Origin of the sequence: Seramator thermalis (assembly GCF_004138125.1) — a bacterium.
GTDB classification, from domain to species: domain Bacteria; phylum Bacteroidota; class Bacteroidia; order Bacteroidales; family Dysgonomonadaceae; genus Seramator; species Seramator thermalis.
The window spans coordinates 39,814-65,258 of the sequence record NZ_RXHS01000015.1; the positions used below are offsets into that span (position 1 = coordinate 39,814).

Sequence of the window (25,445 nt, forward strand, 5' to 3'; positions counted from 1 at the left end):
TATCATAACCCCTGTGCTGCCTGACGGCAGCACTTGTCCCCTTATCTTAAGGGGACGGTTAAGATGGGTGTGATCCCAAAACGACACCCCTCTTAAGATAAGAGGGGTACTGCCGAAGGCGGGGAGGTGTTATGATGTGATGGAGAATTGAGAATTTAAGAAGTTAGAAATGGGAATTTTAAATTACAAATTTTCGTCTTGTTTGTTCTTTTTTTGCCGGTATGGATATTCATTTGTACAGCGGCAATAGTTCTGCCTTTCAGGCAGAGAGATTGTAGGGACGTCTTCGTCCGCAGGTCGGTGACCTGCGGTTATGAATGTTTTTGCCTTTCAGGCAACGATGAGTTCGTGCATTGAAAACTTTTTGGGCTTGAAAAGCCGGATTTTCACAAGGAATTGCAGGTTACCGATTACGGAGAATTATCGAATCGGGAAATTATGCATTATACATTGTCAATTGAAGAAAGAAGTGAAGAAGTCGGAAGTGGAGGAATATCATAACCCCTGTGCTGCCTGACGGCACGCTCGCTGCGCAGATCGGGTGCCCCGATGAGGAGATGAGGTCGGGATAGTACCGGAGAATGGTTAATGAGAAAAGAAATGAGGGAGGGAACGGGTTATCCGTGATTCATGATGCAACCTCAATTTTTATCTACCCACACTATTCACATAGAGCCGAATTTTTTTTCTCAAGCTATGCATAAATCGGAAATTATCACGTATATTTGAACCATATCATTTCATTGTAGAAATAGACCTCAATAACCATTTAATAAATCATTTTATGAACCATCATCTGATTACTTCATCACACGGATCACTTCTCAGAGGTATTATTGCCCTGATTATTGGCGGATTGGCTGTTTTTATGCCGGATATTACCTTACAGAGTTTCGTTATCTGCATCGGGATACTGATTTTGATCAGCGGATTGATTTCTCTTGTTTTTTCTATTCGCAGTGAAGAAAAAAGCGCTAAAAACATTCTCATGGCCGATGCCGTATTCAATCTCATTTTCGGATTACTGTTTGTACTGTTGCCAACAACAATGGTCAATATTTTTGTCATTGCCATGGGCATCGGATTTCTGTTAATCGGCATCATTCAACTCATCGGCACATTGAGCATCCGACGCGACTACGGCTGGTCGTGGATTTATTTCGCTATTTCCATGCTGATGATCATTGCAGGAATCATCCTGTTTACCAACCCTTTCACCAGCGCCGAGGCCATTCTCATCTTCATCGGCATATTTTTGCTGATCTATGGTGTCTCGGAAGTGTATATGGCATGGAAATTAAGCAGAAAACCGACGGTCTGAGATGATAATCAAATCGAGTAAGGAAAAGCAAAGACAGCAATCAAAGCAATACAAACCATGATAACGAACAAAATAATCGGAAAAATAAGAATCTCCGACGTCATTAAAGCCGCTCTTTTGCTGACCTTAATCGTCGGGGTTTCCTTAACCGGCTGCAAAACGGCCAGAAAAGCCGCAAGCCCGGCACAACAGCTGCCCAACGTAAAACTGGTGAAAAACAACGCCGAAGAAGAAAAAGATTCGGTGGAATACGAACTGATCGTGCTCGATCCGAAATTCGAATCGTGGTTGGCTACCCAACCTCCTGCGACTTTTTACTCGCAGCAATATTACGAAACCTGGAACCAACAGTACGTGACCGAATGGAATCACCGCCACAATAACCCGTTGCGCTACGGTAGTTTTTACGAAACGTATATCGACTATGATCCCCACATCGATTACGGCCTCGAACTCAACTACCGGTTGTATTCCTATTTCCGGTTCATAGAAGACGAATACGGCATCGTCCTCGTTCCGCGAGCCCGATAATGAAAGTTTCTATTGATTCTTTGGATTTAGGATTTAATATGCATCGATTATGACGGCAAAACGTAAGGGTCAGACAAGAAGTATTCCGTTCAGATCAATTAAACGTACTTATTTTAGATGATGAAAAACCTTTTACGGAGGAACTGAATGAGTTTTTCCAACATTCGGGTTATAAATCCTTTAAAGCAAATACATGGGAAGAGGCGCAGAAAATTCCGGAAACGGAGAAAATTGACTTGTTGATACGGGATGTACGGCTGCCCAAGGTTAACGGACTTGATGTATTAAAAGAAGTAAAGAGAAATTTAGAAGTTAGAAATGGGAATTATAAATTGAGAATTGCTAATTACAAAGAAATAGAGAAATGGGAAGTGGAGAAATAAGAATTTCAAATTACGAATTTTCGTTTTGTTTGTTCTTTTTTCTGCCGGTGTGGATATTTATTTGTACAGCGGCAAGAGTTCTGCCTTTCAGGCAGCAATGGTAGGGATGTCTTTGTCCGCAGGTCGTGACCTGCGGTTATGAAGGTTATTGCCTTTCAGGCAAAAGTGAGCCGGTGAATTGAAACTTCGACCGTGATGGATATTTCTGTATTCGAGGGTGTTTTTGGCTTGAAAAGCCGAGTTTTCACAAGGAATTGCAGGTTACCAATTTCGAATTACGAATTTCCATTCCGGTAGTTCTGGATGTAAGGTGGTAAATCGTCAAACAGAAAAATATCATAACCCCTGTGCTGCCCGGCGGCACGCTCTTTGCGCAGATCGGGTGCCCCGATGATGAGATGAGGTCGGGAAAGTAAGGGAGAAATTGATAAAATGCATAATGTAGAAGGGATGAAAGGGAGGAGGCTCTGTAAAACGGCTTTTGCCACGATTTGCGAAAGCAAAGAGGGTAGTAAGTCGGCGACCGATTCGGAAAAAGCAGGCATTTGTTCGGAATTGAAATCCTCCATATCCTCAATATCCTCAGTTGAGGATATTGAGGATATGGCAGATTTTGGGACAGAGCCCCATTCGTTCAAGTTCAGCGTCATCGAACTTGGATGCAAGACCAAATACAGGGAACAAACTCCTGTAGTTTCCATCAGAAGTTTGCGAACATGCGTTAAGCAGGGCAGCAACGCTTTTTCTGCCGGTTTATCGAACGTGAGCCTTCCGCCGACCGTATGAAAGCCGATTTTCTCCGCCGCTTTACTGATTCCCAACATCGACACGCCTTCCCGCCCGATAAAACAGTCGTCGCGCAAATGCTCCAATGCGTATCGCTTGCCGTAATGCTCTGCAATCATGCAGATACATGCCGGGCCGCAGTCCATCGCGTCGGGTTGTAAAGTGAATGGGAAGGGCATAAGTGTTTTAAAAAGTTTAGGAACTTTTACCGATAATGAATTTAGAAGTTTAAATTCATTTTTATCAGAACCTCACGGGGTCTCATGGTACGTATGGTACGTGATTTATAGAAATCTACGACATTCTCAAAAATATAATGAGTCTGATTTGTTATATTTCTTATTTCCACGCCGATATCCATCGTTTTAAATCTATATAAGACATTAAAATTCGCGAAATAGTAATTCAACTCTTTCGTACGAAAAAGGTCTTGTTTTATACCAACTTGTATATTTGAATAAGGAAAAATGTACATAGATAGCGAGTGTTGAAAATAGGATGTTGAGAAATTATTCGTTCCTTTATCGTTCCCTGCGAGTATACTATTTATATAGCTGAATTCATATTCATTATTGAACCATTTTCGGGGTTGAATTGTCACGCGTAAATTTACTGAATAGGATTTATTGGAAAAATCAGTTTGCCGGTTTTGTACTATATACGTATACTTACTTCCTTTATAAAATCCATTCAGAAAGAGTTTTGTGTTCCACCAGCCAAACATCTTGGATCCGTTTATTCCAAACAGGGGAGAATACGTGTGATTTTTAGAAAACAGTGTTTCGTTTTGTTGGAACAAGTCGTCAATAAAAAAAGTTTTGTTTATTATCTGACGTTCCATGATGGAATAACCGGCTAACCCTTCCATGAAAAAACCTTTTACAGGGTTTCTGTATGTAAGTGATAATACATATCTATGAGAAAGGCTTTGTGTTGGTTTTCCGGTGAAAGAGTTCAGGTTCCTGTAATTGATAAATATTGTTTGTGGATATAATGTTCGAATGTCTGCAATATTATCCGTCACTTGACCCTTTAAGGATAGCGTCAACCAATTCGAGGGGTAATATTTTATCCCTGCAGATGGTAACAAATGAACGAAAGTGTACCCGCGGCGTAACGAATCCTTATTATCTATTGTTACAGATGAATGTTTTAGTAATAAATTGAAATAATAATCCATCTTATCGGATTTGTACCCTATTTGTGTTTCAACATACGAAGAGATGTTTTTGAAAGCCGCATAGTTTTCGTGATCCAAGATATCTATTAATGCCGGTGGATGCAAGAGAGAGTTTAACCTCTGGGAGGTAAAATCAAGTCCTATATTATTTTTTATCTGATACTTGTTTCGTTGAAAGGTATATGATACCTGATTGGAAGTAGTCATATTTTTAAATGCATATTCTTGTGTATAAGAATGCGTTTTAGATGCATCTCCTATCTGAAACGCTGCATCGTGCGATAAAATAGCGAGCTGAGAAAGTGAGGTCGCTTCCAGACGTCCTTTTTTTCGAGGAACAACTATCCTAAAATCGTTTCGCAACAATTGCTGTGGTGAATTATATTTTTCATCAACTTCGTGACCAGAAGTAATAATTCGATTGTTTTGTACATTCCATAAAACAGTAGAAGACCATTTATTTCTCAAATAAAAGTTGTCTGCATTATGTGTGTAAGAGAGCTCTCCGTCCAGCTTGTTTTGGGAACTATTATTCTTTTTTGATTCCTGAATAATCAATGTAGAATCTACATCCAGAACAGCTGACTGTTCCGAATCCAACTGTTGCCTTTCTCTGTAATTCAAGTAACTAATTTGATACCTTATATTTTTATCTTCAGAAAGTTTCCATATCTGGTTGGATGTGATAAGGTGCGAGGCATTCAATTGGTATTTCTTTTTATCCATAGGAAGAGAGGATATTATGCCTGGTTGAAACAATCCTCTCTCCACTTTTGGCATTCGTGCATCTATGATAATCTCGGAAATAGTTGCCGGAGAAGAGAGTTCGGAAACTATATCCTCTCCGGTGTTATTGTTTTTGTACATGCTTAGATTTTGCGAATTTTTATCAAAAGACATAGCCATCAGCCTGTTATCCCAAAGAGTAAGTGGCAGTCCAATGCCAAAATCAGCCGAGAAAAGCCATCGCCGTTTTGCTTCTTCGTTTAGAACCAAGTTTATCGCAGCCTGTTCACTAAATGTTTTACCCCTCAAGCTTTTTACTGGTTCATGCTGTTGCAAAACCTCTACATTTTCCACATAATCAGCTTTCAGATTATTAGAAGCAAGTTTATATTTTTCATCAAGCAAGTCAACGCCTTCAATATAAAACTTGTTGATTGGCTCTCCTTGAAAATATATACTACCATCATCAGTTACTCTGATACCCGGCATGTTGCGTAAAACATCGGCGATACTTCTATCTTGAGTCATTTTAAACCGGGCTACGTTATAGATTAGCGTATCTCCCTGCTCCTTTATGGGGTGCGATACTATTTTCACTTCAGGTAATTGTATTTCGGTCGGTGTTAAAGTAACAATTGTATTTGATTTAAAGTCACGTAATACCTGTTTTTGCTCCAAGTAGCCCAGAAAAGAAAATACGATGTATTGCCCTTCCACAATGCTTTTTTTCTTTAATTCAATGTTAAAAGTGCCTTTTTCATCAGAATAAACATAATCTATGATGGCATCGTTTAAGTCAAGAATATATACAGATGCCCCGCTAATCCCTATTTTAGTGTTAGAATCAATAATCCGTCCTTTAAGATTTATAGTTTGGGACAAACATAAATTCAGAAAGGATAAATTGAAAAGGAGAAGTAACTCCCAACGTTTAGGCATAGATAAAAACTATTTACTTAACTCTATTGGAAGATAAGCATCTGAACGAATACCTTCTTTGCTTCTCTCCCCTGGCGTAGAAATGCCTTCAATTTTAACGCCAAGACTTTGGGCTATAAAATTGAGAGGATCGGTTATGAAGGAGTATTGAATTTTCAGAAAATCATTTTTCGATATTTTTTGGAATCCTTTAACGTCGTAAATGATATTTTCGGGAGTCAATAGTTGTTCAAATCCTGTAGCTTCAAAGACATAATGATTTTTTGTATCGTGTAACTTCAGGATCAGGCCTGGTAACCCACTAAATTTGTAGGGCCCATACTTAATCGGGATCTCGGTTGTAAACCAAGCTTCGTAATTTCGTCCCATGTAAGAACATGTGGCTTTTTGGCAATTATATTTCAAAATCAACTTCTTTTCGGAAGTGATAGTCCATTGGATTGGCAATAAATCTTCTTCGTAATAATAGTTGTTTCTTCGTCCAACTAATTCATCCTGGTACGTTATCTTTCCATTTGGATAATTCGTATACACCTTGTAGTTATTCACTCCTTTGGGAGATTCTTTAATTTTGTTCATATCGAAACTCCCGCTTTCCGTCATTTTTCTTGTATATGCATCTTTTTCATCTTTCCGTGAACTGTAAAAAACAACCGAATTTTCACCAATATCCAGATTCATAACGTCTGTAGATAAATAACTCATATCAAGTGTATCTTTTAAAGTTGTAGTTTTGTATTGGCATCGATACAAGGCTTTATCAATAACCTTTTGCGAGAAAACAGTTTGAGAAATCGGGGTTGTCACAACTATTATAGCAATAGCTATATATAAATCATTTTTCTTCATAATGATATAATATTAAATTAAATGAGTTGTATAAAGAAAGAAGGATAAGTTCTTAATTTATAAGCCTTATCCTTCTTAAATATAAAATTACGGGCAAAGACTTTCCAGCGCGTTTACGGTATTAATAACATCTTCCATTGTTTCACATCCTCCTACGTTATAAGTTGCTCCACAAGAAGTTGTAACATAAAAAGCATTCGCAGCAAAAGCAATAAATGATAATGCTGCAATCAGAATCGTTTTCTTTATATTAAACTTTTTCATACAATATATGATATTATATTTTAAACATAATGAAATATTACAGTTTATTTTCTATACAGCTTAAAACTGCACCGCCATATTCGCTACTTTTTTACTTTCCGGCGGCTTCCGGTAAGATCCGTTATACCCAAACCCGTGGGCGTTTGAAATTACCGTGTTTTTGTTATCTTTGCAGCGCCTCTCAGTCCCTTCCGGGTTCTTCCGTCAACCGACGGAAGTGAAGTTTCGATTCTGATGGATGGACTTGCTCCTTGCAAGGGAGGCTTCCACTCTTCCCCTCTCGTGTCCCCGGCACCGAGAGGGGAGATGTGGATTACGGCACTGACTGCTTTCTTTCCTTTTGGTTTCTATATTATTCTATTTAAAGACTCGCATACAGTCCTATTTTTCAAGCAATCCGTCATAAGTTCCGTTTTCCAACATAATGCACAAGGCATAACTGCCGGCAGGCAATATTGATAGGTCGAACATGCATGCACCCGAATTGTCTATTTGAAACGATTGTTGCACAGACCCTCCTTGTCCTGTGACCTCAACCCATGCTATTCCCGAATAATTTTCGATTTCGATCGTCAAAAAACTATCGTCGACAAAGGCATTAACTATTGAAGCGGTGGCAGATCGCGTGCCTCCGGTTCTTTTCTCAAGTTCTATTTTGTGATTGGTGCTTGCCATGCTCCCGCCATCCAAGATAACAAATGAGCACAGTCCCGAAACGACGATAATAGAAAATGCGGTTAAAATAAAGTTTCGTTTCATGCCATTCCTTTTTATTTGTTTTTCTCAAACAAAGTAAAAGTAATTTCTGATGCGCGTCAATACCTCGCAACAATTTTTACCTGTTTTGAGCCTTAAAACACTTAATATGTGCGCAGTAACCAAATCTATTTTTACCTCGAAAAGTGCCGAAAAAGCTATTTGAAAAGCGATATCAGGTTGTCGAAATGATCAAAAGAAGACTGACATTATCTATTTTTTCGTTTTATCTCCATCCGACCGATTGCAGGAATTTGGTCACCAGCGGCACATCCGACAAAACGATTTTTCCTTGCAGTTCACTTTCGGGGATAAGTTTTTCCCATCGTGTTTTTTCATCAAAGGCGATACGGATTTTTCTCAAAGATGGATTGGATGAAAGAGGCAGCGGCCGAATTTCCGATACTCGACCCTGCATACTTCCCGCAACGGCATCGTCGATCAATACCTTATCCCCTTCCTCTATTTTCGCCAAAGAAACGGCTGCAATTTCTGCTGTTCCATAAACCCGTGCCTGTTCCGGCAGGACGACAAAAAGCGTATCGCCCCTTTCTACATAATCATCGTTCTTTGCGTTCAGAATGATTTCTCCTCTGAACGCTTTCTCTGAATTTGTATTGACGGAATCAGACCATTCTTTTATCGAAACAAACGTATTTTTGTCCGCCCGAACATATTCGGCTTGCGGAATCACTTTCACCCGGATGCGAACGGGGATTGTTTCCCGGTAAGGAATAAAAGTCGCAATCAAGAATAGAACCAACAGCGCTAACCCGATCATTAGCGTACCGTAGCGTATCCATACGGAAGGAATCTGTCCGATGATGTTCCTCACTTTCTCGCTGCGAAGCTCGATATTTTTCTTTTCTTCCATCACGATCAATTTCCCAGTTCAAGTTGATTTCTCACCAATTCGTAATACTTGCCTTTCCCCCTTGTCAGGTCGGTATGCGAACCGGTCTCGACAATTCTTCCGCCGTCGAGCACAACAATTTGATCGGCATTTTTTACTGTGCTTAATCGATGAGCCACCACAACAACCGTTTTTCCTTCATAAAAATCGGAAAGATTTTCTACGATGGCTTTTTCGTTGTTGGCATCCAACGAATTGGTTGCCTCGTCGAGAAGGACAATTCGCGGATTCTTATACACAACGCGCGCAATGAGGATGCGTTGTCGTTGTCCCTGACTGATACCCTGTCCGTCCTGACCGATCTTCGTGTTGTATCCCAACGGAAGCTCCTCGATATACTCCGCAATATTGGCTACACGGGCAGCATGGCGCAACTGTTTCAGATCGATTTCATCGTCCGATACGGCAATGTTGCGGGCAATCGTGTCCGAAAACAGATATCCTTCCTGCATTACCGCACCACACTGACTGCGCCACCACGACAAGCTGAACTCCGATAAATTTTCCTTCCCCACATAAATATTCCCTTCGTTGGGATTATAGAAACCGAGTAACAATTTTATCAACGTGGTTTTTCCGCTGCCGCTGGCTCCCACAATTGCCGTTACCTTGTTCTGAGGAATCGTCAGATTGATGTTGTTCAGCACGTAGTCAGGTCGCGCTCCATCGTATTTGAAACAAAGATCTTGGATCCGTATCCCGCAATCGCCGTCCGAAAGCGTCGCTATATGGCGGTTTTCGTCTTCTTCGTTCTGTTGGGTATGGATTTCGTTCATGCGGTCGAGGCTGATGCTCACATCCTGCCATTGATAGATAAAACCCATAAGCTGTTCCACCGGACTGTTCAATTGTCCGATGATATACTGAACGGACAACATCATGCCCAAAGTCAGATTGCCGTTGATTACGGCCGTAGCAGCGAGGACGGTTACCAGCATATTTTTCAGCTCGTTGATGAAGATGCCGCCTGCTTCCTGGTTTTGCCGGAGATTGAGCGATTGCATGTTTACGTCGAACAGGTCGGCCTGCACATCTTCCCATTCCCAGCGTTTGCGCTGTTCGCAGCCTTGCAGTTTGATTTCCTGCATGCCGGTAATCAGTTGATATACCACATTGCGGTTGAGACCTTGCTGCTCGAACATCTTATAATCCAACACACGTCTTTTTTTCAGAAAGATCATGATCCATGCGCCATAGAGGATGCTGCCGACAATAAATACGAGGAAGATGGGAACGTTGTAGATAAACAGGACAATGGAGAAGATAATGAAGGTGAATACCGAAAAAATAACGGAAATCGTCTGGTTGGTCAGGAAATTTTCGATGCGACGATGGTCTTCGATACGTTGCAGCAAATCGCCCGTAAGTTTGGTGTCGAAAAATTTCATCGGCAGTTTCATCAGCTTGATGAAGAAATCGGATATGAGCGAAACATTGATGCGGGTGCTGATGTGCAGCAGAATTTTGCGCCGGATGAAATCGATCGCCGTGCGGCTGAACAACAGCATCATCTCGGCAAGGAGCACCAGCCAGATAAAATGAATATCTTTGCCGCTGATGCCGGTGTCCACGATGGCCTGTGTGAGAAACGGGAAAATAAGCTGCAGGATGCTGCCGATGAACAATCCCAATATCAACTGCCCGAAAAAACGCTTGTATTTCAACAGGTAACTACCGAGAAATTTTACGCGGTTTTTCGAGCGTAGTTGATCGCCTTCCTGTTCATAGAACAATTGGGTCGGTTCCAAAAGCAAAGCCACCCCTTTTTCTTCGCCACCCGTTTGTGTGCTGACCCAGTGGTCGCAGAACTCTTCCTGGGTATAGGTGATCAATCCTTTTCCGGGATCGGCAACATATACTTCATACCCTTTCCTTTTTTTCTTGATATCGTAAACCACCACAAAGTGATCCTGATTCCAATGCACGATGCAGGGCAGTAATGCCTTCCCTGCCAGTTTATCGAATGTGAGCCTTCCGCCGACCGTATGAAAGCCGATTTTCTCCGCTGCTTTGCTAATCCCCAACATCGACACGCCTTCCCGCCCGATAAAACAGTTGTCGCGCAAATGCTCCAATGCGTATTGCTTGCCGTAATGCTCTGCAATCATGCAGAGGCATGCCGGACCGCAGTCCATCGCGTCAGGTTGTTTGGTGAATGGGAAGGACATTATAAAATAAATTTATTTCAAGCGATTTATTTCATCGCTTGCTTGTTGACCTTTGTATCTATTTTTCGTTGAATTGAAATTGTATGTTATTGTAATATAAGCAAGGCGTGAATGAATTGTTCTATCGTATTCCATACCGATATTACCATAATTCACATTCCATTTATCGCGATTTGTCTTAAATATATCATTAGCAGCCAGCATTACATTCATTTCCTTATTAAAAAACTGTTTGGATAATTTAAGATTGACACCCCATGATGGTTCTAAATATATAACTCCACTATGTCCGCTTGACTGATAATTTGCATCTAAACGAAAAGTCCAATCTGCAGGAAATAAGAAGGTATTATTCCATTTTGCCATAAAAATGGGAGAGGAATAATTTTGAGGAATATTTTCAAAATGTAACCATTGTTTCATCCCCGTAACTTCAAATCTCGGTTTCCAAAGTCCCACAGTGGGAGCAAACGAAATACCAATATTGGCTTCTTTGCTTGTAGACACATTTTCGTTTTTCAATAAAATAATCGATTTATCTTGAAACTGTGAAAAAACCAGTTGTATATCATTCCTATTAAATGAATAGCTTGCCATTGTCTGCAAATCTTTCCATGAAAACATCGCGGTAATATTACTGGAAATCTCCGGCAACAAATATGGATTACCTGCTTCATAAATGAAAGGTGATGAATACTGAACATTGCTCCTCAACTGTGAATAAGTCGGATATTTAATTTTACGCTCATATCCAAGCATACCTTGAAAATTGTCATTTACATAAGAAAGCGAAAGGTTTGGGAAAAATTTACTGTAACTTTTTGATTGTTCTTTGTTCAACACTTCATTTTCAAAATAATTAAAACGAATATTTTCGGCACGTACACCTACATTCATTTCATACTTTCCCTTTTGTATTTGATAGGTAGCAAATATGGCACTTCGGTTCTGTTTTAATTCATCGTTGGTATTTGTTATGCCCAATTCAGGTTTATTGATGAAATATTTTTGAATGATACGGGTATGAGAATATTCTGAACCCATGGATAAAATTCCGGCCGGAAAACTGTAAGACAATATTCCTTTGACTGCAAATAATGAATAGTTACGAAGATTTTCATTGTGGATGATATCTTCGGGATTTTCCACAAGGTAAGAATCTTGCAGGTTTTTTTCGTCACCTTTTAAATAGTCCATATTTATATTAAGCGATAAGTTATCGCTTAATGAACCATCAAAATAACCATTAACTTGATGTGTATTCGGATGACGAGTTACATGTGTGTTTTGAGCTATTTGTTCTGTCCCGAATGATTGAATATTTTCAATTTTATTATAAGCATTGCCGCTATAATTGTTATTTTTATACGTATATCTCAATCCGGTCGAAATATTTTTATTGGGGTTGAAGGTGATTCCCACCATAGGATTGGTTATGATTGTTTTTCCATCTTCATTCTCTATAGTAATTTGTTCACTTCTGCCCTCTGTTTCACTTATAAATTGATCAGATAAAAAATTAGAGCTATATTTGTCATGTACATAATCTAATGAACCAAAAACATCAAAACTTCCTTTTCGGTAGTTGAGTGAAAGGTATTCGTTGCCGAAAAAAACGTTTGAATATCCTTCTTTCATATAAATCATGCCGCTTATTCCTTCTCCAGCAGTTTTTTCCAAAGTAATTTTAATCACTGATTTTGCGGTAGCATCGTATTGAGCTCCTGGAGCGGTTATTATTTGAATGAATTTAATGTCTTTTGGCGAAAGCTGATTCAATTCATTTTCATCTCTTATCAATCTGTTATTAATATATATAAGAGGTTTACCCTTACCCAATATGGTAAAATTTTCATCTTTAACTGCAACAAAAGGTAATTGCGCAATTACTTCTTTACTTGTGGTAAGTGTTTCAAGAACAGTATTTTTTACGTCAACTCTAATCGCACCGTTTTCCATTTTTAAAATTTTTCTTCTGCCGGAAACTGTTACTTCATCCAACCACGTAGCTGATGGGTGCAATATAACCGTCTGCATCTGTTTCGTTTTCATGCTTTGGGGCTCATAGCCGATCATTGAAACCCGTAAAAATGTGTCATCAATCCGGTCTGAAAAGATCAAGAAACTACCTAAACTATCCGTGACCGATCCGGCAATCAGTGAAGAATCGGGCAACGTATATAATGCTACGTTGGCCAATTCAATTGGAATATTATTCTCATCGATCACCTTCCCTTTTATCGTATTTTGAGCATATAAATCTGAATAACAAGCAAATGCTAATATTAATAGAGAAGTGTATAAATGTTTCATTGTTATACTTTGAAATTATTCCATAGAAATATCTTTTAAAATCGGGGGAGCCAAAGGACAAAATGGATCAGGGAAATCCCAATTGTTAGTGCCGTAAGCCAAAATTACATCTCTCCAACAAACATGTTTATATGAATGACAATCTTTGAAATCCTTGCATATACTGCAAGGACTATCTTTTGATATATCTGATTGATTTAAATAAAAGAGCGAATGAGCTTTAGGCGAATTCCATATTTCTTCGATACTATTTAAATTTAAATCCCCTATAATGAAATGAGGATGCCAATATAATTCTTCACAAATTGTTACTTTTCCATCTGGTAAAATATACATTGAACTAACATTTCCTGAACAAGAAACGCGGCTATTGAAAATTCTACTTTTCTTTTCTTGATCTATTTTATTGTGATTTTTCACGATTTTGGGAATGTGAATTTTAAAAGAATCCATGCTCTTTGATAGATTTTCCAAATATGAAGCTATTTTTATAACATTCTCCTTTGAAGGTTTATAATAAGAATAATCATAAGGTAAATACATAGAACATTTTGCTGAATCAACGAACCATTCTTGAAGAAATTTTCTATTAATTATGTGATCTTCAATAGATTTAATATCTTCAACAGTATCATTATACAAATTTAGTACAGTATGAATTATATAGTTAACTTCATATTTTTCTAAAAGTTCTATGAAAGATATAATGTCATCTTTATATTGTTCTCCTTTTACATGTAGGATGCTTTGGATATTTTTAGGAATGAGAGTATCTAAAGAAATTTGCAAAGGTATTTTGTCGTCTAAAATTTCTTTAAGTTTACATACATCTTTTTCCTTTAGTGGATATTTTGTTGATAAGCAAGGATTATAGCCATAAGATTTTAATTTCTCCAATATAATTTCCCATTCTTTATACTGAAAAATATCTCCGCCCATTAGTTTGAAACTTACCGCTCCCAAATTATATGCTTCATCAATAATATTACAAATTTTTTCAGGGGACATTTTATAATTTAAATGTCCATGTCTATCAGCATAACAATACATGCAATCAGTATAACATTTCATTGTGATATTACAAATGATATCAGCCGGGGCTTTTAATCTTGATAATTTTAAATTTAAATTAGAACACTGAAAATCATCAGGATTGTATTTACGTCTTTCCATCCCTGACTTATATTCGATCAAAAAGTCTTTAGGGAATATCGATCCAAATCCTTTTATTATTTTTTTATTTTCAATAAGAGGAAGTATTATATTCATAATTTCTTTTTCGCCAATTCCTAAATAGTTTGAAGCTTTTACAACTGCCTCTTTAATAGGACATCCATCAACAAAACATAAAATCATCGCGTAGATAGGATGCAAAACGCAAATCAATGTTGGAGAAACAGGATCAGGTTTCATTAAAAGGACAATCTTGTCCAACTCATTCCTTAGAATATATCTAGGATTGATAATATATTGCTTTTCCATAAAAAAATATTTAAAAGTAACGGACAATATATCCGTTACTCACAATTAAAAATATCTCAATTTAATCAACTTCTCGAGAAGCACTACCTCCTCCTAAAGCTAGCTGACAACATGATGCACATTTTTCTTCACTAAGTTGATCAGTCACTCCTCCTTTAATTTCTTCGAGTTGGAATTCCTTAATCACTTCTAAGTCTTTTATAAAATCTTTGTTTTTAATATTTTCTTTCATAATTATATTTATTAGAACATTTTCTACTCGTCTCGCTTTTCGAATCCGCGTCCATTGTTCTTTCATACAGCAACCCGATGATCGGTTTCGGGGGAAATTACTGCACCATCCTACCGGCTACTTTTCTTCACTTTCGGTGGCATCCGGTAAACAATTACCGTGTTTTTGTTATCTTTGCAGCGCCTCTCAGTCCCTTCCGGGTTCTTCCGTCAACCGACGGAAGTGAAGTTTCAATTCTGATGGATGGGCTTGCTCCTTGCAAGGGAGGCTTCCACTCTCCCTCTCTCGTGTCCTCGGGCACCGAGAGGAGGGACGTGGATTTCGGCACTGACTGCTTTCTTTTTCTTAATTATTCCGTTTTTAATATTTCGGTTATTCTTACATAAAAATCGTTATTCAACGTTCTGTTAGGATGATCACAGCGTCTTGATTTCCACGATTCGTCCACCGCTGTCTCTCCTTACCCAAACCGGCCTTCCGTCGATATAAATAAGTTCCCATTCCTCTTCATCGGCGTTCGCAGTCCCACCTTGCAACGCAGCCATAGCTGTGTTTGTCATCAAATCCTGCTGCGGCTCAAACAGGTTGTCGGTGCATGTTGTCTTTTCCATACGATTCGAAATTTTTTCAGGTTTATGTTGTGTCAAAATTGGGATGTTTTTCCGAGACAGTCTCTAACAAACGTCTAATATTTATCTAACCAATCTAACCAAAACAGCTGAATTATGAAAATTTAACTGAAAAATGAGGCGTTCAAATTTTAAGACCGGGAAAATTTTCCGCTCGTTCGAGTTCAGCGTCATCGAACTTGGATGCAAGACCAAATACAGGGAACAAACTCCTGTAGTTTCCATCAGAAGTTTGCGAACATGCGTTAAGCAGGGCAGCAACGCTTTTTCTGCCAGTTTATCGAATGTGAGCCTTCCGCCGACCGTATGAAAGCCGATTTTCTCCGCTGCTTTGCTAATCCCCAACATCGACACGCCTTCCCGCCCGATAAAACAGTTGTCGCGCAAATGCTCCAATGCGTATTGCTTGCCGTAATGCTCCGCAATTATGCAGAGGCATGCCGGACCGCAGTCCATCGCGTCAGGTTGGTGGATAAATGGGAAGGACATTTGATAACTAATTTTATTTCATTCTTTCTTCAATGCTTTCAATACCTGTATTTCTTTTCCTCGATTGCTTCACTTTATCTGAACCTAAATTATAAGTAAAAGAAATTCTTAATATTCTCATATCCGGAATAATATGACTCGTTGCATCAATATTTTTGTATTTTAAGACAGATTTAAACTGATTCCATCTAAAAGGATCCTGAAGAGATATTGAAAGATTCCCTTTACGGTTACATAATGTTTTTTGTAAAGTCAGATCCAAACTACCCATCCTATCTATTTTTGTAGCAATATTCCGATTTGAAGAAGACAAAAAGCCATTCAATTCTAATTTTATGCCATTATTAATTATGAATTGATTATTGATCTGAAAACTTCCGTTAAAAAACGAAAGATTAAAATCATCTCCCATAAATCGGGACTTATAATCTCTATAATAGCCATTCCCATTAAAATTTAAATTCCACCACTTTGAAATCCTAAAGGGTACATTTAATAAAACAGCATAAATTTTTGCTGATCCGAAGTTTTTATAGGTATAACTAAACTCTTGACTTTCATCATTCTGAAAAGGTTCCTGTATAAATAATCCGTCATATTCACTATATGATAATGTAACAAAGAATCTGCGTTGATTATATTGTAATTGTATGTTATGCACATAGGAAGGACTAAGGTCCGGATTGCCCTCTGTATATGTATTTGGTGAAGTATAAAATTTAAATGGATTGAGCATACTGAAAGAAGGTCGATTAATTTTATACGTATAAGATAGTGATAAAAATTGGTTATTTTTGAACAGGTATTGCAAAGATGCCGAAGGGAATACATCGAAATAGTGATGCGAAAAACTACTATCATTAGCCATTTGATACCCATTTTGATAAGTTTGTTCTCCACGTAAACCGATAGATGCGTTGAAATCCGTCCATTTTTTAGATAAGTTAAAATATAATGCGGCTATTTGTTCTTTGTAAGTAAAATTATTTGACATGGAATTTTGTTCTTCCCAGCTATCTTTATTTAAAACGAATTCCAAAAGATCATTATTTCTTTTTATTTGGCTAAATTGTGCTCCTGTTTCAATACGACCATTTCCTAAAAATGTACTTTCGTAATCCGTTTTTATAACCCAAGCGTCACTCTTTTGAAAGACATTATGTCCTTTCCCTTTTTGAGGATGTAAAATTTCATTGTTGGCGTCATAATAATTAAGAACCATCTTTTGCTCTTGAGAATGGTCTGCGTAAGAATAAACTATGTCCGAATTCAATACTTTATTAGAATCAATAATCCACTTATGATTCAAATCGAAAGAATACATTTTTGAATCAATATCCATATTTATGGGGGAAATAATACTCGAATCAATATCGGAAGACCCAATTTTTTTTATAAAAGTTGTAGAACGATTTGTATTGCCTCCATTATATAAATTGGTGTTCGATAAAAAACCTATAGTATGGATAGGCGAAATAAAAAAATCAACACCAAATCTCGCATATTGATTGGTTCCACTTGGTTTGTATAAACTATGTTCGTCATATTCAATAGGAGGCGCTAGACTCATGAATTTTCTTTGCTCGGAAATTTTTTGTTCATACCGGCCATTGTTCAACCCATATATACCATAGATATTAAATTTCTTGGATTGAAAATTCAAATTTACAGTCGGCATATAAACCAATCCCGTGCTTTTTATTCCTAATGCCATAGATAACGATCCGTTATATCCTAATGATTTGTCTTTTTTCAGCTTAATATCAATAATCGCACCGGAATATCCTGCATCGTAACGCGATGGCGGATTTGTAATAATTTCTATGCTCTCAATCCGATCTCCCGGCAAGTTATTTAAAATACCATTTACGCTCGTTCCTGTTATATCTGCCGGTTTTCCGTTTATATAAATAACAGCATCCTTACCAATTACAGATATTTGATTGTCCAAAGTGACAACCACACCCGGAAGATATTTAATAATATCAAATGCTTTTTTCCCCACAGTAAGCATAAAAGAATTTACGGCCACTATTATTCGATCAGATTTTTGCTGTATAGGCGGGAGCGTTCCTTCTACTACAATTTCTTGTAATTCAATATTATTTTCTTCTAACGGAATAATACCCAGGTCTACATCTCTGTCTATTTTCAAAGTTAGATGTTTACTACGATATCCAACCATGCGAGCTTCTACCCTATAATCATCCGGCTGGATATCATTTAACTTAAAGTTCCCATTTTTATCCGTTATGCAACCTTTAAGTAACGTTGAATCTGAATCATAGATAATTATAGTTACGAAATCTAAGGGCATTTTTGTTTTTTCCTCTATTACTTTTCCGGTTAAAGAATATTGACAGAGCAAATAGAAGGGGAAAAATAATAAATCAATGGATACCATTAAAAAAAACTTTCTCATATAGTTAAAAATTTACATTTGCATTATGTAATTGCAGGTATCTTATTACTTCATTCCTATTGTTTTCGTCATCTTTGCAGCGCCTCTCAATCCCTTCCGGATTTTTCCGCCAGCAGACGGAAGAAAAGTTTCAATTCTGATGGATGGGCTTGCTCCTTGCAAGGGAGCCTTCCGCCGACCGTATGAAAGCCGATTTTCTCCGCCGCTTTGCTAATCCCCAACATCGACACACCTTCCCGCCCGATGAAACAGTTGTCGCGCAAATGCTCCAAAGCGTATTGCTTGCCGTAATGCTCTGCAATCATACAGACACATGCCGGACCGCAGTCCATCGCGTCGGGTTGATAAATGATAACAAATCTTCTCATTGTTTACTAAAAAGTAGCAGCATCCTTGTCCTCATTGATTAATGTACGGTTGACCTTGTAATCTTTGCCTTTGTTGAAATTCCAACTAAAGCCAATGACGAACATCGATTTATTATCCCGGATTTTGGTTTCTTTTCGATGATATACCAGGCTGCCGGGGACCGTTTCATTATGATAACGTGAAGGAGTAAACATCCAAAGCATACCTGCCGTGAGAGACCAGTTTTGATTGTGATTATAGCGGGCAATAAAATGGGATTGATTTTCATCGCGTATCAAATACGCTCCTTGCAAACTCCTCGAAGTGAAGCGATATTGATAAGAAAGCATCCACTTTTTTGTTTGAATAATCGTTTCAACATCCACGGGTATATACCAGTTAAAGATATTCCCGACAAGATTACTTTTCACTTGCTCACGAAAAAATTGTGCGGATGTTTTAATCGAAAATATATCCTTTCCGAAAGGTTTGAATTGTCCTGAAAGATAACCTCCATATTGCTTCCCATACGCAGCATTTTCTTTTGTGAGCGCGATATAATTATTACCGCCGTCTTCTGTAAAATATTGATGGATGGGTTTGTCGGTATATGAATATAAAAGGGCAGCATTCAAGTTCAATAAACGATGGTTTAACGTGTACATGAGTGCCGTAATAGTTTGAGTAGCATTCACCAATAAAGGATTGCCTTTCGAAATAATATCCGATGTGATTACTTGCGCATTATTACTCAAATCGGAAACCGAAGGCAGTTCCGTGTCCCGAGTAAAAAGCAGACGAATCGTGTTGCGATCGTTGATTTGATAGCCTGCCAATATCTGAGGTGTAAAAACAAATTGATTGTAATCGTTGGAATAACTTTTTTCCATCACATATTTTCCCCCTAAACTTAACCGATAAAGATATTTATTTTTCATCCCGGATATTTCACTATATAGATAATGTTCGATATAATGCGACCGGTAATCAAAAGAACCCAACAAATTGTCGATATCCGAATCGAGCCAACCGGCATCCATTTTGTAGCCTGAATTCCAATTGGTGAAGTTCATTTTTTTAGTATAAGCTACTTCGCCGATAAGCGACCGTTTACGGTTTTCGAGATTCATTTTATCTTCCAGCGTTTGCAATAGGTCGGGTTGCAGATATTCGTATACCTTGTTATTCACAGATGTGCGAAACATCGTTCCTACCAGGTTTATAGATATTTCACCTCGCTCTTTCGACAGCCCTTTCCAAAAATACATATCGATTACCGGGCTGAAAATACGAGTTTTGTTATCATTCGTTCCGTAATACAATTCTTTATGATCACCGAACGTATTTGTTATGTCGGAATATCCATTTGAAAAGCGGTTTTCGAAATTCGGTTTGAAAGCAATCTGAAAAATATAGCGATCGATCATTTGATTGGTATATTTCAACCCTAGCGTATTTGTTGCGTATCCGAATTTATCTTTTCGAAAATACTGACTCTCGCGAACTTCATCCTTCAGTGTATAACGATATAATTCGTTGCTTTCCCTTTTCCGGTAATTCCGATAGTTGAGAGCGTATTCAATGGATAACTGATTGCGGCCCTTATTGTAGGCAAAATAAGCATTGTCGTTGGCAAATCCGGTGGTAAAGGCATGTGACAAATCCAATCCTACGCCATAGCCGTTGTTCAGCGAACGAGTAATGATATTGACGACGGCTCCAACACCCGCATAACGGGCAGGGGGAAAATCGTAATATTCTACCCGCAATACCTTGTCCGGAGGCAGCATTTTAAGTTCATTATCCGTTGCTGTGGCCCCATTTACAAGAATAAGCAAAGAACCTCCTTTCATCGATTTAATCTTTTGCGATTGAGCATCTACCGTAAGTTCGGGAAGTTTAGCAAGTAAATCCTTCGAGTAACGGGCCGATTTTATATCCTGCATCGTAAAAGTATAGCTTGCATGATCAATATATTGATGACGAAACTGTCCTTCGACAACCACTTCCGAAAGCTGTTTGCTGTCGGGTTCCAAGGTATAATTTCTAATCAGCATATCTCCACTCGACGGCATCACAATGCGAATCGGCTGCGATAAAGTTTTGTACCCGATGCATGAAATCACGATCCGATAACTTCCCGTTTCCAAGTGTCCGAACAGGTAATTGCCTTTTAAATCGCTTACCGTACCGGCAATCATTTCTGTGGAGTCTGCTTCACTGTAAAGCACGATGTTGGCAAATTCGATAGGAACGGTTTTGCCATTATTTGATGAAGAAATTATGCCTTGCAGCTGTACCTGCGAAAATATATTTTCAACCATGGTAAAGAACAATGCGAGTATATAAAGATGTTTCACGAAATGGCTGTTTTTTGTGTTAGAATGAATGCAATTTATTTGTCGACAAGTGTTTTATTTCTTATAAGGTTTCAAACTGATGAGTTTATAGTCGGGGGCAATTGCTTCTTTTCCTTTCAAAAGCCGAATATTCACCACACCATCGTACGCCGAATCGTCGAAGCAGGACAAATCGTAATAATCTATGCTTCTCACCACGCCTGCAACCGGATATCCTTTCAACTTCGCAAAAGCAGAGCCATCAATGTTCATACCGTTTATCATCAGGCGTACCGAACCACCATTTTTGGTCATAATATCGTTGTCGACAATCTCCAAATTCGGCAATTTTTGAATCATCCTTTCAATGGTCATATTTTTTTCACCAGAGATACTTTCGGGCGAGAACGACTGTTTTTTCACCGGATTGTTGTAATTCTTATCCACTTGCAATCGTGTGTGCGTACTCAGGTTTCCACTCTTTACGCGTCCATTGTTCGGACGTGTAATAAAGGATTGTTCTTCGATGCCCGGAGCTTTAACTTTCACGATGTAAGTGTTATCGGTACTGAATCCTTTCAAATCGAAACTCCCGTCCAATGCCGAAATTCGCGTGGCAAGGGTTTTCGAAGGATTATTAACGTCATAAAATCGCACCGTTGCAAACGGTATCATAGTTTGCTTACCGGTATTGTCATCTTCGATATATACATGTCCGGCAAAAAATATGGAATTTTGGGCATATGTGGTCCAGGTTGTTAAAACGAATATTAGCAGAGCTAAAGAGATAGTTATTTTTCTCATATTCATTTACATTATAATGATTCTTTAATTTTTGCCTCGAATAAGTTTGCAAATCCAATTTCGGTTATTCTTACATAAAAGACGTTATTCAACGTTCTGTTAGGATGATCACAGCGTCTTGATTTCCACGATTCGTCCACCGCTGTCTCTCCTTAACCCAAACCGGCCTTCCGTCGATATAAATAAGTTTTCATTCCTCTTCATCGGCGTTCGCAGTCCCACCTTTCACCGCAGCCGTAGCTGTGTTTGTCATCAAATCCTGCTCCGGTTCGAACAGGTTGTCGGTGCATGTTGTCTTTTCCATACGATTCGAAATTTTTTCCGGTTTACAAGGGGTCAAAGTTGGGGCTTTTATTTGAAACCCTTTCTAACAAACGTCTAATATTTGTCTAACCAATCTAACCAAAACGGCTGAATTACGAATATTTAACTAAAAATTGATATCTTTCCTCATTTCAAAAACAGGGAAAAAATTCAATTAATCCATCATACATGAAACGCTTTTCGGTTTTTTCTTCCTATTTTTGCATTACCAGATGCTTCATCATGAAACGGAATATACTGATCCTGTTTTCTGCGGCGGCCATTGCTCTACTGATCGTTTCACAAATCGTATGGGTGCAACAATTGGTGGAACGCGACAAACAGCGTCTCGAAACAGAGTTGAAGCAAACCCTTGAAAGTATTGTGGCGTTTTGTCTCTCGAAGCAAGTTTCTGGAAATCTGGACAACCTAAATTTCGAGATGAAACCTGCTGATCCCGGCACAATTCCTCAAAATGCCGTCATCAAAGGTTCGTTTGATACCAAAGAATATTCTTCGGATAAAAATCTGGGCAATTTTTTGGTAGGTGTATTTGCCGAAGACCTTTTGCAGGAAAACAAGATTCCGCTCGAACCTATCGACTCGCTTTTCAGAAAAGAATTTGCGTTCTATCCCGAAATTGCCGCCTATTCCATGAGCATCGAAAAAAACGATTCGACGATGCGCGACAGGTACGTGGGACAACATGCACGGACTGTTTTAAAGGACACTGCCAACGGTGTGAATATACTAATTCCGATAGGGAAAACCGGAAAGTATCGATACCATGCGCAGGTAGTGTTTCGACCAACCATTTTCACGCAACGTCTGCGTTCGACAGTAGCCTTTTCGGCCATTGCCATCATTCTGATTTCCATCCTATTGATTTATCAATTAGCCGGCTTAAAACGGCAAGCCAACGAATTGGAGGCGCACAAACACGCAGTAACCGGCATCGTTCACGACCTGAAATCGCCACTTGCGTATGTATATACGCTGTTGAGCGTTTTTGAAAAAAACGAACCGGGCGATCAGAAGAAAGAAATGTTTTCAAGGGCGAAAGCTCGTGTAAAATATTTGTCGAATAAGATTGAGGTTCTTTTATCGGCAATGAAGAGCAAGGATCAGTCCCTTCGGATATGTCGCGAGCCATATAATTTTACCTCGCGGTGCAGAGAAATCATAGAAGAACTTCGCGTGATTTACAACGGAAAAGACATTGCGTATAGCATTGAACCTCAGGAAGAGGTTATACTTTCGGCAGATCCGGTGTATTTCGATGCCTGCGTGCGAAATCTGCTGGACAATGCCGTGAAGTATTCGGGCGACAAACCATACATAAGAATTTCGGCCGTTGGCGACGACAGGTATATCTATCTTTCTTTTGCCGACAACGGGAAGGGAATAGCAAAAAAGGATCAAAAAAAGATATTTCGCGAATTCTATTGCGCCGATAAAAGTTCATCGTTGAAAAATCACGGTATAGGTCTTGCCTTTACCCGACGGATCGTTCAGGCACATTCCGGAAAAATAACTGTAGAAAGCAGTGTGGGCGAAGGAAGTGTTTTCACCATCCTTCTTCCCAAAAAAATTTCAGAAAAATATGGAACAGACAAAAGTATTATTGGTTGATGACGACATCGATTTGGGTAACCTGATCAGCATGATACTTACGGCCGACGGCTATCGAGTGCATTATCAGAACTCGTTGGCGGGAATCGAGGGCATTATTCGGGAATTCAAGCCTTCCATCGCCGTGCTGGATGTTGAAGTGGGCGAAGACGACGGTATTGAAAAAGCCAAGGAAATGATTCAAACCCATCCGTCGTTGCCGATCTTGTTCATTTCTTCGCATACCGATATGGATAGTATCCGCCGCGGCATTGGTAGCGGTGGTGTTCATTATTTTCGCAAACCGTTCGATATACAGGAACTGAAAATATATATCGATCGCTTCACTCATCCCGAAAGAGAGAAAGAAACTTTCGCCGGGATCGGTTGTTATTCGCTGAATTTAAACACCCGCGAGCTGCTTTACAGACATAATCTCGTAAAACAGCTTAGTCCGTTGGAGTATAATGTGTTGCTTCTATTGCTGCAAAACAAAAACGAGGTGGTAAGTAATGAAACCCTATCGGAGAAAATATGGAACAAAACCTATCCGGAAACAGAAGCATCGATAAACAATCTCATTTCGAAGTTGCGAAAACTTTTTGAAATCGATCACGATATCGAAGTTCAAAATATTAAAAGCATCGGCTACAGACTAAACATTAAACAGAGCGATTAGAAATGCACCTGCACCCGGCAGAGTTTGCAATCCGGGCGATAATGCTGTAAATCGGAAATTGAATCCTCGCAAATAATTGAATCGAATTTGTTGAAGTGTATTTAAAATGATTGCAATTAACTTACAAACATGATATTGATTTCTCTTCCTTTACTATTTAAACGTTATTTAAACCTTTTTATCGTGTTAAAAAAGCATTTTTTTTGCGCCATGCGAAAAATTTTCTCATCTTTGCAAATGAAAAGTAGAAATTGACGGCGGAAAGTTTTAGTTTTACGGTGTGTATCTTAAATTAAGAATGGAAACAAAACAAATGCGGTTGAAAAATCATGTAAATCCAATCTGTAACGGGCAAGAAAAGCTAAACAAGTCAATTAAAATCATCAATTAAGCGAAGAACGTTATTCATTCGTAAAAACAAAACAGATTTCGTTTCATTTAAATCACATACGGGGGCAAATAAAAAAAGCCCCGATAACAGGCATACGAGGCTTTTTCACTACGAAACAAAGCTATGCGTTAGGCAGTCGCGGAAGTTTGAGCAGACATCGCGACTGCTTCCTTTTTATCAGAACCTGTTTCGTCCGACACTTTACGATTGGCAGTGCGTGTAATGCGACTCTTGACGAGTAAACGACAGGAAATCATCCATTCGTTCAATTCGTTTATGAGTGCATCATAAATGGCAGGAGTGCCACTTTCCACGGCAGCCAATTCGATTCGCCAGAAAAGCATGGTTATCGCTTTCTGCCTGCGTGGATATTCGTCTGTGGACTTGTTGGGGCTTTGCCCCAAACCCCACATGCTTTTTTGCCTTGATGCAAAAAAGCATGCAAAAAAAATCAAGACTGCATCTCCTCATCGACCCGATAGCTGCTTGTTCACTAAAAGACAAATAACTCTCCGCCTGACGGCGGCTCAAACAGCTTGTCTTTTGCCTGACGGCACGCTCCCTGCGCAGATCGGGTACCCCGATGA

General features: G+C 38.9%; 22 protein-coding genes. 5 read left to right on the top strand and 17 right to left on the bottom strand.

Annotation, left to right across the window (positions count from 1 at the left end; translation table 11 throughout):
• Positions 1-784: 784 nt before the first annotated feature.
• The 3 genes from EJN84_RS10395 to EJN84_RS12570 all read left to right on the top strand — a co-directional run bounded on the left by EJN84_RS10395 (position 785) and on the right by EJN84_RS12570 (position 2,235).
• Positions 785-1,321, top strand: a complete 537-nt coding sequence (locus tag EJN84_RS10395) for an HdeD family acid-resistance protein (RefSeq protein WP_129595363.1) — start codon at positions 785-787, stop codon at positions 1,319-1,321.
• 57 nt (positions 1,322-1,378) lie between these two features.
• Positions 1,379-1,852: a DUF6146 family protein gene (locus tag EJN84_RS10400; protein WP_129595364.1), complete on the top strand. Its 474-nt coding sequence runs from the start codon at positions 1,379-1,381 to the stop codon at positions 1,850-1,852.
• A 110-nt stretch (positions 1,853-1,962) separates the two neighbouring features.
• Positions 1,963-2,235: a response regulator gene (locus EJN84_RS12570; protein WP_129595380.1), complete on the top strand. Its 273-nt coding sequence runs from the start codon at positions 1,963-1,965 to the stop codon at positions 2,233-2,235.
• A gap of 275 nt (positions 2,236-2,510) precedes the next feature.
• Here the strand turns inward: EJN84_RS12570 and EJN84_RS10410 are convergent, their stop codons facing one another.
• From EJN84_RS10410 to EJN84_RS10475, 16 genes are all read right to left on the bottom strand, one after another.
• Positions 2,511-3,200, bottom strand: coding sequence for a cysteine peptidase family C39 domain-containing protein (locus tag EJN84_RS10410; protein WP_129595365.1), 690 nt, complete (start codon positions 3,198-3,200; stop codon positions 2,511-2,513).
• Positions 3,201-3,241: 41 nt separating this feature from the next.
• On the bottom strand, positions 3,242-5,866 hold the full coding sequence (locus tag EJN84_RS10415) for a carboxypeptidase-like regulatory domain-containing protein (protein ID WP_129595366.1): 2,625 nt from the start codon (positions 5,864-5,866) through the stop codon (positions 3,242-3,244).
• Between the two features lie 9 nt (positions 5,867-5,875).
• Positions 5,876-6,715: a GLPGLI family protein gene (locus EJN84_RS10420; RefSeq protein WP_129595367.1), complete on the bottom strand. Its 840-nt coding sequence runs from the start codon at positions 6,713-6,715 to the stop codon at positions 5,876-5,878.
• Positions 6,716-6,802: 87 nt separating this feature from the next.
• Positions 6,803-6,979 (bottom strand): hypothetical protein, encoded by a 177-nt coding sequence (locus EJN84_RS12270; protein WP_165004260.1) that lies wholly within the window; start codon positions 6,977-6,979, stop codon positions 6,803-6,805.
• Between the two features lie 381 nt (positions 6,980-7,360).
• A complete protein-coding gene (locus EJN84_RS10425) occupies positions 7,361-7,738 on the bottom strand; it encodes a DUF3244 domain-containing protein (RefSeq protein ID WP_129595368.1) in 378 nt (125 codons plus the stop codon).
• A gap of 223 nt (positions 7,739-7,961) precedes the next feature.
• Entirely contained in the window at positions 7,962-8,609 is a 648-nt protein-coding gene (locus EJN84_RS10430) for an HlyD family secretion protein (protein WP_129595369.1), read from the bottom strand.
• A 5-nt stretch (positions 8,610-8,614) separates the two neighbouring features.
• Positions 8,615-10,816 (bottom strand): peptidase domain-containing ABC transporter, encoded by a 2,202-nt coding sequence (locus tag EJN84_RS10435; RefSeq protein WP_129595370.1) that lies wholly within the window; start codon positions 10,814-10,816, stop codon positions 8,615-8,617.
• Between the two features lie 12 nt (positions 10,817-10,828).
• Positions 10,829-13,129 carry an outer membrane beta-barrel family protein gene (locus tag EJN84_RS10440; protein ID WP_129595371.1) on the bottom strand — a complete coding sequence of 767 codons (2,301 nt, stop codon included), beginning with the start codon at positions 13,127-13,129 and terminating at the stop codon, positions 10,829-10,831.
• A gap of 15 nt (positions 13,130-13,144) precedes the next feature.
• Positions 13,145-14,611: a radical SAM/SPASM domain-containing protein gene (locus EJN84_RS10445; RefSeq protein ID WP_101486943.1), complete on the bottom strand. Its 1,467-nt coding sequence runs from the start codon at positions 14,609-14,611 to the stop codon at positions 13,145-13,147.
• Positions 14,612-14,672: 61 nt separating this feature from the next.
• Entirely contained in the window at positions 14,673-14,843 is a 171-nt protein-coding gene (locus tag EJN84_RS12275; RefSeq protein WP_165004263.1) for a hypothetical protein, read from the bottom strand.
• A gap of 416 nt (positions 14,844-15,259) precedes the next feature.
• Entirely contained in the window at positions 15,260-15,454 is a 195-nt protein-coding gene (locus EJN84_RS10450) for a hypothetical protein (protein ID WP_129595372.1), read from the bottom strand.
• An 81-nt stretch (positions 15,455-15,535) separates the two neighbouring features.
• On the bottom strand, positions 15,536-15,961 hold the full coding sequence (locus EJN84_RS12400; protein WP_238944004.1) for a cysteine peptidase family C39 domain-containing protein: 426 nt from the start codon (positions 15,959-15,961) through the stop codon (positions 15,536-15,538).
• Positions 15,962-15,974: 13 nt separating this feature from the next.
• Entirely contained in the window at positions 15,975-18,383 is a 2,409-nt protein-coding gene (locus EJN84_RS10460; protein ID WP_129595373.1) for an outer membrane beta-barrel family protein, read from the bottom strand.
• Positions 18,384-18,469: 86 nt separating this feature from the next.
• Positions 18,470-18,751: a cysteine peptidase family C39 domain-containing protein gene (locus EJN84_RS10465; protein WP_129595374.1), complete on the bottom strand. Its 282-nt coding sequence runs from the start codon at positions 18,749-18,751 to the stop codon at positions 18,470-18,472.
• A 6-nt stretch (positions 18,752-18,757) separates the two neighbouring features.
• Positions 18,758-21,091: a TonB-dependent receptor gene (locus EJN84_RS10470; protein ID WP_129595375.1), complete on the bottom strand. Its 2,334-nt coding sequence runs from the start codon at positions 21,089-21,091 to the stop codon at positions 18,758-18,760.
• A 54-nt stretch (positions 21,092-21,145) separates the two neighbouring features.
• The gene (locus EJN84_RS10475) at positions 21,146-21,874 is read right to left on the bottom strand and encodes a hypothetical protein (protein ID WP_129595376.1); all 729 of its coding nucleotides are present in this window, start codon (positions 21,872-21,874) and stop codon (positions 21,146-21,148) included.
• A 546-nt stretch (positions 21,875-22,420) separates the two neighbouring features.
• Here EJN84_RS10475 and EJN84_RS10480 point away from each other — a divergent pair.
• Positions 22,421-23,809, top strand: coding sequence for a sensor histidine kinase (locus EJN84_RS10480; protein WP_165004266.1), 1,389 nt, complete (start codon positions 22,421-22,423; stop codon positions 23,807-23,809).
• On the top strand, positions 23,781-24,467 hold the full coding sequence (locus EJN84_RS10485; protein ID WP_129595378.1) for a response regulator transcription factor: 687 nt from the start codon (positions 23,781-23,783) through the stop codon (positions 24,465-24,467). Before EJN84_RS10480 ends, EJN84_RS10485 begins: the two co-directional genes overlap by 29 nt.
• A 519-nt stretch (positions 24,468-24,986) precedes the next feature.
• On the opposite strand, the gene EJN84_RS10490 is transcribed toward EJN84_RS10485, so the two are convergent.
• On the bottom strand, positions 24,987-25,271 hold the full coding sequence (locus EJN84_RS10490) for a hypothetical protein (RefSeq protein ID WP_129594639.1): 285 nt from the start codon (positions 25,269-25,271) through the stop codon (positions 24,987-24,989).
• Between the last annotated feature and the right edge of the window lie 174 nt (positions 25,272-25,445).

Bases quoted from the DNA above. Each gene is read 5' to 3' on its own strand.
- EJN84_RS10395 (WP_129595363.1), top strand. From the start codon at position 785: ATGAACCATCATCTGATTACTTCATCACACGGATCACTTCTCAGAGGT.
- EJN84_RS10400 (WP_129595364.1), top strand. From the start codon at position 1,379: ATGATAACGAACAAAATAATCGGAAAAATAAGAATCTCCGACGTCATT.
- EJN84_RS10410 (WP_129595365.1), bottom strand. From the start codon at position 3,200: ATGCCCTTCCCATTCACTTTACAACCCGACGCGATGGACTGCGGCCCG.
- EJN84_RS10415 (WP_129595366.1), bottom strand. From the start codon at position 5,866: ATGCCTAAACGTTGGGAGTTACTTCTCCTTTTCAATTTATCCTTTCTG.
- EJN84_RS10420 (WP_129595367.1), bottom strand. From the start codon at position 6,715: ATGAAGAAAAATGATTTATATATAGCTATTGCTATAATAGTTGTGACA.
- EJN84_RS12270 (WP_165004260.1), bottom strand. From the start codon at position 6,979: ATGAAAAAGTTTAATATAAAGAAAACGATTCTGATTGCAGCATTATCA.
- EJN84_RS10425 (WP_129595368.1), bottom strand. From the start codon at position 7,738: ATGAAACGAAACTTTATTTTAACCGCATTTTCTATTATCGTCGTTTCG.
- EJN84_RS10430 (WP_129595369.1), bottom strand. From the start codon at position 8,609: ATGGAAGAAAAGAAAAATATCGAGCTTCGCAGCGAGAAAGTGAGGAAC.
- EJN84_RS10435 (WP_129595370.1), bottom strand. From the start codon at position 10,816: ATGTCCTTCCCATTCACCAAACAACCTGACGCGATGGACTGCGGTCCG.
- EJN84_RS10440 (WP_129595371.1), bottom strand. From the start codon at position 13,129: ATGAAACATTTATACACTTCTCTATTAATATTAGCATTTGCTTGTTAT.
- EJN84_RS10445 (WP_101486943.1), bottom strand. From the start codon at position 14,611: ATGGAAAAGCAATATATTATCAATCCTAGATATATTCTAAGGAATGAG.
- EJN84_RS12275 (WP_165004263.1), bottom strand. From the start codon at position 14,843: ATGAAAGAAAATATTAAAAACAAAGATTTTATAAAAGACTTAGAAGTG.
- EJN84_RS10450 (WP_129595372.1), bottom strand. From the start codon at position 15,454: ATGGAAAAGACAACATGCACCGACAACCTGTTTGAGCCGCAGCAGGAT.
- EJN84_RS12400 (WP_238944004.1), bottom strand. From the start codon at position 15,961: ATGTCCTTCCCATTTATCCACCAACCTGACGCGATGGACTGCGGTCCG.
- EJN84_RS10460 (WP_129595373.1), bottom strand. From the start codon at position 18,383: ATGAGAAAGTTTTTTTTAATGGTATCCATTGATTTATTATTTTTCCCC.
- EJN84_RS10465 (WP_129595374.1), bottom strand. From the start codon at position 18,751: ATGAGAAGATTTGTTATCATTTATCAACCCGACGCGATGGACTGCGGT.
- EJN84_RS10475 (WP_129595376.1), bottom strand. From the start codon at position 21,874: ATGAGAAAAATAACTATCTCTTTAGCTCTGCTAATATTCGTTTTAACA.
- EJN84_RS10480 (WP_165004266.1), top strand. From the start codon at position 22,421: ATGAAACGGAATATACTGATCCTGTTTTCTGCGGCGGCCATTGCTCTA.
- EJN84_RS10485 (WP_129595378.1), top strand. From the start codon at position 23,781: ATGGAACAGACAAAAGTATTATTGGTTGATGACGACATCGATTTGGGT.
- EJN84_RS10490 (WP_129594639.1), bottom strand. From the start codon at position 25,271: ATGTGGGGTTTGGGGCAAAGCCCCAACAAGTCCACAGACGAATATCCA.